9 protein-coding genes are annotated in these 11,485 nt (G+C 73.4%); 6 read left to right on the plus strand and 3 right to left on the minus strand.

All coding sequences use genetic code 11. From position 1 onward, the window contains the following. Nucleotides 1-31 precede the first annotated feature (31 nt). From ACFQZ6_RS15760 to ACFQZ6_RS15770, 3 genes are read left to right on the plus strand one after another with little or no spacing between them, the layout of a single operon-like run. A complete protein-coding gene (locus tag ACFQZ6_RS15760) occupies nucleotides 32-1,528 on the plus strand; it encodes an SCO6880 family protein (RefSeq protein ID WP_381609114.1) in 1,497 nt (498 codons plus the stop codon). Further along, complete coding sequence (locus ACFQZ6_RS15765) at nucleotides 1,525-3,141, plus strand: ATP/GTP-binding protein (protein WP_381609117.1); 1,617 nt, start codon at nucleotides 1,525-1,527, stop codon at nucleotides 3,139-3,141. Before ACFQZ6_RS15760 ends, ACFQZ6_RS15765 begins: the two co-directional genes overlap by 4 nt. 14 nt (nucleotides 3,142-3,155) lie before the next feature. Further along, nucleotides 3,156-5,051 (plus strand): type IV secretory system conjugative DNA transfer family protein, encoded by a 1,896-nt coding sequence (locus ACFQZ6_RS15770; protein ID WP_381609120.1) that lies wholly within the window; start codon nucleotides 3,156-3,158, stop codon nucleotides 5,049-5,051. 1 nt (nucleotide 5,052) lies between these two features. On the opposite strand, the gene ACFQZ6_RS15775 is transcribed toward ACFQZ6_RS15770, so the two are convergent. Then, nucleotides 5,053-6,219, minus strand: a complete 1,167-nt coding sequence (locus ACFQZ6_RS15775) for a DUF418 domain-containing protein (RefSeq protein ID WP_381609123.1) — start codon at nucleotides 6,217-6,219, stop codon at nucleotides 5,053-5,055. 144 nt (nucleotides 6,220-6,363) lie between these two features. Between ACFQZ6_RS15775 and ACFQZ6_RS15780 the strand changes: the two genes are divergently transcribed. Further along, the gene (locus ACFQZ6_RS15780; protein WP_381609126.1) at nucleotides 6,364-7,335 is read left to right on the plus strand and encodes a hypothetical protein; all 972 of its coding nucleotides are present in this window, start codon (nucleotides 6,364-6,366) and stop codon (nucleotides 7,333-7,335) included. Nucleotides 7,336-7,485: 150 nt separating this feature from the next. Then, on the plus strand, nucleotides 7,486-9,063 hold the full coding sequence (locus tag ACFQZ6_RS15785) for a sodium:solute symporter family protein (protein WP_381609129.1): 1,578 nt from the start codon (nucleotides 7,486-7,488) through the stop codon (nucleotides 9,061-9,063). Between the two features lie 6 nt (nucleotides 9,064-9,069). Here ACFQZ6_RS15785 and ACFQZ6_RS15790 read toward each other — a convergent pair whose 3' ends face one another. Then, complete coding sequence (locus ACFQZ6_RS15790) at nucleotides 9,070-10,188, minus strand: ADP-ribosylglycohydrolase family protein (protein ID WP_381609132.1); 1,119 nt, start codon at nucleotides 10,186-10,188, stop codon at nucleotides 9,070-9,072. A gap of 126 nt (nucleotides 10,189-10,314) precedes the next feature. Between ACFQZ6_RS15790 and ACFQZ6_RS15795 the strand changes: the two genes are divergently transcribed. Continuing rightward, complete coding sequence (locus ACFQZ6_RS15795; protein ID WP_381609135.1) at nucleotides 10,315-10,845, plus strand: DUF2165 domain-containing protein; 531 nt, start codon at nucleotides 10,315-10,317, stop codon at nucleotides 10,843-10,845. Between the two features lie 7 nt (nucleotides 10,846-10,852). Here the strand turns inward: ACFQZ6_RS15795 and ACFQZ6_RS15800 are convergent, their stop codons facing one another. Then, the gene (locus tag ACFQZ6_RS15800; RefSeq protein ID WP_381609138.1) at nucleotides 10,853-11,434 is read right to left on the minus strand and encodes a hypothetical protein; all 582 of its coding nucleotides are present in this window, start codon (nucleotides 11,432-11,434) and stop codon (nucleotides 10,853-10,855) included. Nucleotides 11,435-11,485 lie beyond the last annotated feature (51 nt).

Consider the following 11,485-nt stretch of genomic DNA (forward strand, 5'->3'; position numbering starts at 1 on the left):
CCTCCCACCTCACCGAAGGGACAGCCACCCCATGTCCACCGAAGCCGCCCCCGCCTCCCCGACGTACGGGAACTGGCGCCGACCGAGGCGGCCCGGCCTCGGTCCGTTCGGGCTCGTCGGCACCGTCGGACTGTTCGGCGGGCTCGTCGTCGACCTGATGGTGTCGCTCATCTCCCTGCCGCTCACCCTGGGCGTCGTCCTCATCCAGCTCCTGTTCCTGCTCCCGCTGGCCGTGCGCACCCAGGACGGCCGCAACGTCTACCAGTTGTTCGCGGTCCGCGTCGGCTGGTTCCGGCGCCGCGCCAAAGGGTCGACCAGCTACGTCTCCGGCCCGCTGTCCCCGCGCCCGGGCGGCGACTTCCGCCCGCCGGGGCTGCTCAGCCGGGTCAAGGTGACCGAGGGCCGGGACGCCTACGACCAGCCCTTCGGCGTACTGCACCACCCCGGCAAGAACCTCTACACCATCGTGCTCGGCTGTGAACCCGACGGCGGTTCCCTCGTCGACTCCGACCAGATCGACAACTGGGTGGCGTCCTGGGGGCACTGGCTGGCCCGGCTCTCCAGCGAGCCGGGGCTGCGCGGCGCGTCCGTGGTCGTCGAGACCGCCCCGGACACCGGCACCCGGCTGGCCAACGAGGTGCTCCCCCGCATCGACCCGAACGCCCCGGCGGCGGCGCGGGCGGTGATGGAGGAGGTCGTGGAGCGCTACCCCACCGCGTCGTCGGAGATGCACACCTACCTCGCGCTCACCTACGGGATGCCGCCCGGCCAGAAGCGCCGCGCCGAGGACCTCGTCGCGGACCTCGCCGTCCGCATCCCCGGCCTGCTCGAAGGCGTCGTCCGGGCGGGCGGCGGACCGGCCACCCCCCTGTCGGCGGAACGCATCGCCGAGGTCGTCCGGGTCGCGTACGACCCGGCCGTCGGCGCGGACGTCCTCGAAGCCCGTGCCGTGCACGGCGGCACCGGCCTGACGTGGGAGGACGCCGGTCCCGCCGCGGCGATCGAGAAGGTGAACGCGTACCAGCACGACTCGGGCGTCTCCCGGACCTGGATGCTCACCCTCGCCCCGCGCGGCACCGTCCGCGCCCAGGTGCTGCGCGGCCTGCTGGAGGACGCCCCCGGCACCCGGCGCAAGCGGGTGGCGCTGCTGTACCGGCCCATCGACCCGGCGACGTCGGCGCGCATCGTCGAGGCCGACCGGCGGGCGGCGCAGTTCATGGCGACGTCCCGGCGCGGCATGGTGCAGGCCCGCGCCGCCAACGAGGTGCGCGCCGCCGAGCAGACGGCGGTGGAGGAGGCCACCGGCGCCGGGCTGGTGGAGTTCTCGCTGATGGTCACGGTGACGGTCGACTCGGACGCCGAGCTGGAGGACGCGAACGTCACCGTCCGCAACCTGCTGGCCGGGGCGCGGCTGCTGATGCGCCCCGCCGACCGGATGCAGGCGGCGGCGTTCAGCTGCACGCTCCCGGTCGGTCTCCTGCCGTGGGAGCACACGCTCGTCCCGCGCGAGCTGAAGGAGGCGCTGTGAGAACGCGGATACGGCAGGTACGGACGATGGACGACCTCGACCCGCACCTGGACGACGAGGCCCCGGCCCCGCACCGCGACGAGGACCCGGACCGCAGGCGACCACGCGACAGGAAGCAGCCGAAGGCCAAGAAGAAGGCCCCCGACCGCCCCCGCAGGGAGCCGGTCGTCCCCTCCCGTGGCTGGCCCGGTCCCGGTGGCGGGCAGGTCGCCAACGTCGACCCGCCGTCGATGTGGCGGGCGACCACCGTGCAGGCGTGCGGTCTGTGGCCGTTCGCCGCCGGTTCCGGCGCCCCCATGACGGGCGTACCGCTCGGCCAGCACCTCTACACCGGCGCCACCGTGTGCGGCGACCCGCTGTCCTGGTTCACCCGCGCCCACTACATCTCCAACCCGTCGCTGTTCATGCTGGGGATGCCGGGTCTGGGCAAGTCGACGCTGGTCAACCGGATGCTCATCGGGCTGGCCGCGACCGGTGTGGTGCCGCTGGTGCTGGGCGACCTCAAGCCGGACTACGCCGACACGGTGCGCGCGCTGGGCGGTCAGGTCATCTCCATCGGCCGTGGCGTCGGCGGCATCAACGTCCTCGACCCCGGCGCCATGGGCGCGGCGGCCCAGCGGATCGGCGGGGACGCGGGGCGGATGCTGGAGGCGGAGACGCACGGCCGCGTCCTCAACATGGTCGCCGCGCTGATCACCATCGTGCGGGACGGCGCCATGAGCGACCACGAGCAGTCCGTGCTCTCGGCGGCCCTGCACCACCTGCGCGAGCGCACCCCGCCCGGCCGCGCGCCGCTGCTGCCCGAGCTGGTGCGGGTCCTCGCCGAAGGGCCGCCCCGGGTACGGGCGGTGACGCTCGACCGGGGCGACGAGTCCCGCTACCGCGACGCCGTCGACCCGCTGCACCGCTCGCTGCTGGGCATCCTGGACGGCCCGCTCGGTGACACGTTCGCCGCCGAGACGTCCACCCGCATCGACCTCAACTCGTCCGCGGTGTGCATGGACATCTCCCGGATCGGTGAGGCGGACACCCAGCTCACCGCGGCGGCGATGCTCGCGGCCTGGTCCGACGGGCTGGGCACGGTCGCCGCCTCGCACGCCCTCGCGGACGCCGGACTCGCGCCCCGGCGCTGGTTCTTCACCGTCCTCGACGAGCTGTGGCGTCCGCTGCGCGCGGCCTCCGGCATCGTCGACCGCATCGACGCGCTGACCCGCCTCAACCGCACCCTCGGCCTCGGCGACGCCAAGATCACCCACACCCTGAAGGACGCCGAGGCGCTCGGCACCGACGCCGACCGGGTCAAGGCGCGCGGCTTCGTGGAGCGCGCCGGGATGGTGGTGTGCGCCGGGCTGCCCCGCCAGGAGATGGAGGAGCTGGGCCACATCGTGGGCCTGTCCCGACGCGAGATCGAACTCGTCTCCTCCTGGTCCTCCCCGCCCGGCTGGGCCGCGCACGGCGACCGTGAGGAGCCGCCCGGCCGCGGCCGGTTCCTGATCAAGGTCGGTGGCCGTCCCGGCATCCCCATCCAGGTCGCCATCACCGACACCGAACGGCACCTGCACGACACCAACAAGCGCTGGGCGGCGAACGAGCCCGCCAACGGCCCCCGCTGACGGAAGGTGAACCCATGAGCGGCTCCACCGCGGCCAAGGGCCGCATGTACGGCGGCGAACTCATGCCGTGGGCGATCGTGCTGGTGGCGGGCGGCTTCCTGGTCCTCTTCGGCGGCGTCTGGCTCGGCGGCACGCTGGGCGCCGCGGTAACCGGCTCCGGCTGGCACCCCCCGGCGTTCGGCCTGGCGTCGTTCGCGACGCTGCTGACCGAGGGCCCGGACCCGCTCTGGCCGGGCGCGAACCCGGCCGGGGTGACGGCCGGGATCGCCGTCGTCTTCGGCGCGACCATCGCGCTGTGCGTGCTGACCGTCCGCAAGGCGGTCAGCTACCTCTCCCGCCCCAAGGGCCTCGCCGGACGCCGGGAGCTGGCCGCCCTCGCCCCGGACGGCATCGCGGCCCGCGCCCGCGAACTGCGCCCCTCCCTGAAGGGCCGTACGGAACTCCACCCCGACGAGACCGGCAACCTCCTCGGCGACCTCGCCCCCAACGGCCCCGAACTGCGGTCCTCCTTCGAGGACGTGGAGCTGGACCTGATGGCCCCGCGCGCGGGCAAGTCCACCGGCATCGCCGTCCCGCGCGTGCTGCGCGCGCAGGGCGCGGTGCTGCTGACGTCCAACAAGTCCGACGTGTACGCCGTCACCCGCGCCGAGCGCGCCAAGACCGGCCGGGTGTGGACGTTCGACCCGCAGGGCATCGCGCACGCCCCGCGCGAGATGTGGTGGGACATCCTCGCGGACTGCCACACCATCGAGGGCGCCCGCCGACTGGCCGGGCACTTCGTGGCCTCCGTCAACGACGACCAGTCGAAGAAGGACTTCTGGATCTCCGCCGCGCAGAACACCCTCACCGCGCTGTTCCTCGCCGCCGCCCGTGGCAAGGCGTCGGTCCTCGACCTGCTGGCCTGGCTCGCGGACCCCGCCGACCGCACCCCGGTCGACCTGCTGCGGGACGTCAACATGGTCGCCATGGCCGAGCAGTTGCAGGGCACGGTGCGCGGCGCGGTGGAGACCCGGGACGGCATCTACGAGACGGCCCGGCAGTGCGTGGCCTGCCTCCTGGACCCGGAGATCGTGGCCTGGGTGACGCCCGACCCGCGGCTGCCGCAGTTCAAGCCCGCCGAGCACGTCCTCGGCAAGGACACCCTGTACCTGCTCTCCAAGGACGGCGGCGGTTCCGCGGCGGGCGTCATCGCCGGGCTCGCGGACGCCACGATGCGCGCCGGGGTGGTCGCGGCCGAGCGGATGGGGGGCCGCCTCGACCCGCCGATGACGGCCGTCCTCGACGAGGCCGCCAACGTCTGCCGCATCTCCGACCTGCCCGACCTGTACAGCCACTTCGGCTCCCGCGGCATCAACGTCGTCACCCTGCTCCAGAGTTACCGGCAGGGCAGCCGGGTGTGGGGCGAGGCGGGCATGGACGCGCTGTGGAGCGCGGCCACGATCAAGCTGCTCGGCGCGGGCCTGGACGACGCCGACTTCGTGGAGAAGATCTCCAAGCTGGTCGGCAACGCCGACGTCCGCACCCCGTCGGTCTCCCGTGGCAAGGAGGGCGTCTCCCGGTCGTACTCCTACCGCCTGGACCCCGTGCTGCCCGCCGACCGCATCCGCGCCCTGCCCAAGGGCACCGCCCTGCTCCTCGCCACCGGCGTCCGGCCCGCGCTGATCCAGCTCCGCCCCTGGTACAAGGAGCCCGGCGCGGCGGCGATCTCGGCGGCGGCGAAGGCGGAGACGGCGGCGATCACGGAACGCGCTACCCGGGCGTGGACCGGTGCCACGGCCCACGGGACGGCGACCGAGCAGGAGACGGCGACCGCCTACGAGACGGCGACCGCCCACGAGACACCCTCCGACGCCGACGTCCTGAGCAAGTGGCAGCGCGGCGCGGTGACCCTGAACAAGCCCGGAGGATGACTCACCCCGCCGCGGAACCCCGCCCCCGCCCCACCGTCGCCGCCCGCAGCACCCACTCCGCCGGTCCGTACCGGAAGCGCCGCGTCACCCAGCCGCTGACGGCGACCTGGACGCCGTACAGGACGAGGCACCCGGCGAGCAGCGCCGCCGTCCCCGCCCGCCCGTACCAGGCCAGCCCGTACCCGGTGAACACCAGCGCCAGGACCAGCGACTGGGAGAGGTAGTGGGTGAGCGCCAGCCGCCCGGCGGGGGCGAGGACGGCGGCGAACCGGCGTCCGGCGCCCGTGTCCAGCACCAGCAGCAGCCCGCAGACGTACGCCGCCGTCAGCGCCGGTGCGGTCAGCACGCCGACGGCGGACCCGACGTCGTACCAGCGCCTGTCGAGCGGCCCGTTGCGGCAGACCGCCATGACGAGGCCCCCGGCCAGCCCGACCGGCAGCCCGAGGGCGACGACGCGCCGCAGCCGCGCCCGGTGCCGACCGGGAGCCGTGAGCAGCCCGGCCCGCCCGGCGGCGAGGCCCGCCAGCAGGGCCGCGAGGACGTCGAGGGCGTACACGAGGTTCCACCCGAGCCCGTCCCGCAGCGCCCGCGCGTTCGCCCCGACGATGTCACCGGGACCGCCCCGGTACACCGAGACCCGCTCCTGCGCCCACACCGCCACCTCCCGCGCGCCCACCGGCTCCGCGTAGCGGACCGTGAGCAGCCCCCACGCCAGCAGGCACACCGCGCAGCCCACGACGAGGCAGGCCGCCGTCCGCACGACCGCCCGCGGTGCGACGTCCCGGAACGCGAAGAGTACGAGGCTCAGCACCGCGTACACCGTGAGGATGTCCCCGGCGAACAGCAGCACGCCGTGCGCCAGCCCGAGGGCGAGCAGGCAGAGCAGTCGGCGCAGGTGCCTGGGCGCGAACGGCACGCCCGCGCGTGCGGCGGCGGCGCGCTGGAGGGTGAAGCTGTAGCCGAACAGGAACGCGAACAGCGGATAGAACTTGGCGGCGACGAGCGCGGTGACCAGCCACCCGGCCACCTCGTCCACCGCCGACACGACCGGCACGCCCCCCGCGCCCACCCGCGGCCCGGCGATGACCTGCGCGTTGACGAGCAGGATGCCGAGCAGCGCCACCCCGCGCAGCACGTCGACCTCCTGGACCCGGCCCGGAACCAGCAAGCGGGACCTCCTCACCTCAGGGGGCACCAACGGCACAGCGCCCCCACCGGTTCAGTCCCCGTGCCGTGTACCGGAGTTGAACCCTCCACCGCTCCCCCACGTTGCGGCCTGACACCATCACCGTCAGGAAGGGCAGCCGACCTCATGTGGATCTCCCATCGCTCGCCACGGCGTGACCCGCGGGACACCCCCCGCGACACCGCCTACGCCTTCCTCTCCGTCGACGAGGCCGCCTACTTCCGCGCCCGGGTGCGGGAGGCGTTCGCCGAGCGCGGTCTGGAGGTGACGCTCCAGCCGACGGGGGTCAGCGACAGCTCGGGCCGCCACTTCGCGCTGGACGACCTCGCCGCGGTCTGCCACCACGAACCCCGGGGGCGGCGCGGCTGGCCGGAGGCGATCCACGACCACGTCGGCCGTCTGCTGCGGGTGGTGGACGGACCGTCCCCGCTGGCGTCCCTGACGCCCGCCGAGCTGCTGGCCGCGCTGCGCCCCTGGGTGGTCGCGCGGGACGTCATCGAGCCGGACGCCGTCCACTACACCCACGCCCGGGTGGTGGCGCCCGGCCTGTGCGAGGTGCTCGCCCTGGACCTGCCGGAGAGCGTGCTGCCGCTGACCGACGACGCGCTGGCGCCGCTGGGCGACCTGGCGGGGCTGCGCCGCCGCGCGCTGGCCAACCTCGGCGCCCTGCCGGTGGGGAGCCACACGGTGCTGCACGGGGCGGGGGGCGCGCGCTTCGGCGTGGTGACGGGCGAGTCGTTCTTCACGTCCAGCCGGGTGCTGACGGCGGACCGGCTGGTCCGCGACCTCACCGGCGACGAACTCGGCCCCGGCGGGGCGCTGGTGGCGCTGCCCAACCGCTACCACCTGGCCCTGTGCCCGGTGGCCGCCGTCGGGGGCGCCGCGCTGCTCCCGACGCTGCACGGCATGGCCGCCTTCGCCGCCGCCAACTTCACGGACGCGGTGGGCCCGGTGAGCCCGGACGTCTACTGGTGGCACCAGGGGACGCTGACCCGGCTCGTGCGCCAGGACGGCGGGGAACCGCGGTTCACGCGGGACGCGGAGTTCGAGGTGCTGCTGATGCGACTGGCCGACGACGGCGCGGGAGGACGCTTCTGAACCCATCCCACCGACGTTCATGTGCATGAACGTCGGTCATCGAGCGGAACATTTTTACTCCCTCTTGACCTACCGGTTTCTTGTCGTGCCCATGTAGGCGCCCCCACGATGAGCGGGCCGTTCACAAGGCGGACCGTTGAAGGGTGGCGCATGAACAGTCTCGACTGGGCCGTACTCATCGGCTACTTCGGTGTGATGGTCGCGATCGGCGTCTGGTCCCACAAACGCGTGGACAACGTCAGCGACTTCTTCACGGCGGGCGGAAAGATGCCCTGGTGGCTCTCCGGCATCTCCCACCACATGTCGGGCTACAGCGCGGTGATGTTCACCGGCTACGCCGGGATCGCCTACACCTACGGCGTGACGTCCTTCGTGACGTGGTCCTTCCCGATCGCCCTGGGCATCGCCATCGGCTCCAAGCTGTTCGCGCCGCGCATCAACCGGCTGCGCTCCCGGCTCCACGTGGCCTCCCCGCTGGAATACCTCAAGAACCGCTACGACCTCCGCACCCAGCAGGCGCTGGCCTGGTCCGGGATGCTGCTGAAGATCGTGGACGTGGGCGCGAAGTGGGCGGCGATCGCCACCCTGCTCTCCGTCTTCACCGGCGTCTCCCTGAACCAGGGCATCCTCATCACCGGCGTCGTCACCGGCATCTACTGCACCATCGGCGGCCTGTGGGCGGACGCGCTCACCGAACTCGGCCAGTTCGTCATCCAGCTCCTCGCCGGACTCGCCATGTTCGTCGCCGTCCTGATCGAGATCGGCGACCACGGCGGCTTCTTCGGCGTCTGGGACGAACCGGCCCTCGACGGCCACGCGAAGCCCCTGGTCGGCCCCTACGGCACCGTCTTCCTCCTCGCGTTCCTCTTCATCAAGCTCTTCGAGTACAACGGCGGGATGCTCAACCAGGCCCAGCGCTACATGGCCACCCCCACCGCCAAGGAGGCCGAGCGCTCCGCCCGCCTCTCGGCGGCGCTGTGGCTGGTCTGGCCGCTGGTGCTGTTCTTCCCCATGTGGATGTCGCCGCTGCTGGTGACCTCCGAGAAGGGCGACGGCTCCGACTCCTACGCCCTGATGACCGAACAGCTCCTCCCGCACGGCCTGCTCGGCCTGGTCATCGTCGGCTTCTTCTCGCACACCATGGCGATGTGCTCCTCCGACGCCAACGCCATCGCCGCCGTCTTCACCCGGGACGTCGCCCCGGTCCTCTCGGCGAGGGCGCGCACCTGGAGCGACCGCTCCGGCCTGGTCGCGGCCCGGCTGACGACCGTCGTCTTCCTCGCGCTCTCCATGGCGGTGGCGACCCAGGTCAACTCGCCCACGTTCAAGGACATCATCACCGTGGTCATCAAGTGGGTGGCCGGTCTGATGGGCCCGATCGCCATCCCGATGATGCTGGGCCTGCTGCGCCCGTTCCGCCGCTCCGGACCCACCGCGGCGCTGACGAGCTGGGCGCTGGGCCTGCTCGCCTTCTGGCTGGTGAACTACCCGATCAACTGGAACGTCGACGGCGGCGTCCCGCTCCAGTACCAGGTCTCCATCCCGCTCGCCGTCTCCCTGGTCCTCTACGTCCTCATCGGCTACCTGAAGCCGGAGGACACCCCCGAGCGGCTCGCGGTCATCGACAGCGTCAACACGGACGGCGACGACGCGGCGGCGCTCCCGCTCCCCACGACCGAACCGGCGGCGCAGGCGCAGGAGGCACTGCGCCCGACGGTCAAGGACTGACGACGCTCAGGTGGCCCTCGGGTACCGCGCCAGCCACCCGGGGGCCGCGCCCGCGGGCCCGTGCAGGGCGGGCCCCTGGGTCATCTCCATGGCGAAGTCGTCGGCCAGTTCCAGGATCGTCGGACGGCCCTCCAGCTCGGCCAGCCAGGCCGGGGGGAGGGCCGTCTCGCCGTACAGGGCGCCGAGCAGACCCCCGGTGAGGGCGGCGGTGGCGGCCGAGGGCCCGTCCTGGTTGACGGCGAGCCGCAGCCCCTGCCGTACGTCGTCCCCGACGAAGGCGCAGTACACGGCCGCCGACACCACCTGGTCCGCCGTCCCCTCCCCCGCCAGCTCCGCCACCCGCCCCGGGCTCGGCAGCCCCTGCCGCACCGCGCCGAGCGCCTGCTGCAGGGCGTCCGCGACCGGCTCCTGCCCCGGCCGCGCGGCCAGCAGCCCCAGCGCCCGCTGTACGGCGCCGTCCAGCCCTTCGCCCAACGCCAGCCCGTGCACGATCACCGCGTACGCGCCCGCCGCGAGGCAGGCGGTCGGGTGGCCGTGGGTCTGCGCGGCGCACTCCACCGCCAACTGCACGACGAGCTGCGGCTCCCAGCCGACCAGCAGCCCGAACGGCGCCGACCGGGCAGCGGCCTCCGGCCCGGCCGCCCTCGGGTTCTTCGGCACCTCCAGCGTGCCCATGGTGTCGTCGCCGAGCCCCATCAGCAGCGTCCGGGTCGGGTCGCGCCGGGCGTACAGCCACTCCTCGCGCGCCAGCCAGCCGTCGTCCTTGCGCCGCTCGTCCGGCCCCCAGTCCCGCTGCGTCGCCGCCCACCGCAGATACGCCCGGTGCACGTCCGTCGGCGGGTGCCAGGCGCCGGTGTCCCGGCGTACCTGAGCGCGGATCAGGCCGTCCACGGAGAACAGGGTGAGCTGGGTGAGGTGCGTGACGGCACCGCGCCGACCGTAGGCGGGCGACAGGTCCACGACGCCCTCCGGGCCGTGCGCGTCCCGTATCCCGACCAGGCCCAGCCCGTTGACCGGCGCCCCGAGCGCGTCCCCGATCGCCGCCCCGAGCAGCGTCCCGCGCACCCGGCTCCGGAAGTCCTGCTGCTCGGCCCGCCCCCAGACGGCACCGGCTGTCGCGCCCACCCAGACCTCCCAGGCACCGTCCGTCTGTCCGTACTCCGTACGCCAGTTCAGCACTGTAATCGAACAATGACAGGTGGTGGCTCAATGCGCACGGGGACCCTGGGGCCAGCGGGAAAGATGAGTGTCATGACCACTTCCTCGCGAACGACCCCCCTCGCCGCGGCCGTCCTCACCGCGACCGTCGCGCTCTACATGACCCTCGTGGCCTTCGGCAACATCACCGACTTCGGCACCAACCAGCAGTTCGTCCGCCATGTCCTGGCCATGGACACCACCTTCAAGGACGACGACCTGATGTGGCGCGCCGTCACCACCCGCTGGCTCCAGGACACCGCCTACGTGGCGATCATCGCGTGGGAGACCGTCACCGCCCTGCTGCTGCTCGCCGCGACCTGGCTGTGGGCCCGCCGCAGCCCCGCCACCGCCCGGCGCCTGGCCACCTACGGCCTGCTGATGGTGCTGCTCCTGTTCGGCGCCGGGTTCATGGCGATCGGCGGGGAGTGGTTCGCCATGTGGCAGTCGGAGGACTGGAACGGCCTCGACGCGGCGCTCCGGGTGTTCGTCCTGGGCGGCGTGACCCTCCTGGCGGTCCAGGCGACGCCCCGCACCGGCACCGGCACCAGCACCAGCACCAGCACCAGCACCAGCACCGACTGACGAGGCCCTACTCGACCACCACGACCGTCGTCCCCGCCGTACCGAACGCCCACAGGGCGTCCCCGTCCGCCACGCGCGTCCGGATGCCGCCGGTCTGCGTGCCCTGGGCGGGCGGCGGGGGCGAGGAGCCGTCGAGGGCGTTGGAGAAGGCGATGGAGACGCCGGACTTGGCGGTGAAGTAGACGATGTGCTCGATCTCCACCCCGTCCGAGCCGGTGGTGCCCTCGTTGCGGGAGGACACCGCGTAGCTCCCGGGGTCCGGGCTGACCGTGCCCGGCCAGACGGCGAACGTCCGCCGGGTCGCGTCGCTCGCGTCGACCAGCCACACCCGCTTCGCACCGAGCGAGTAGACGATACGGCGCCCGGTGCCGGAGTCGTCCGGCACCGCCACCGGGGCGGTGTCCGTGGGGCTCGCGGAGGGCTTGGCGTCCGCCGACGCCGAGGCCGTGGGGCGGGGGCTGGCGGCGGCGGTCGGCTGCGGGCCCCCCTCGGCCTGGACGGCCAGCACGGCGACCGCAACGATCGCCCCTGCCGTCAGGCCGCTGACCCAGGCCCAGGAGGGAATCCGTCGGGCTGGCACGGCACGCATCTCCTCAGTCTCCGACCCGGTACCGGGTGTCGGATCATCGTACTGCGCGGT

Origin of the sequence: Streptomyces flavalbus, assembly GCF_042674625.1 — a bacterium.
Classification (GTDB): Bacteria; Actinomycetota; Actinomycetes; order Streptomycetales; family Streptomycetaceae; genus Streptomyces; species Streptomyces flavalbus.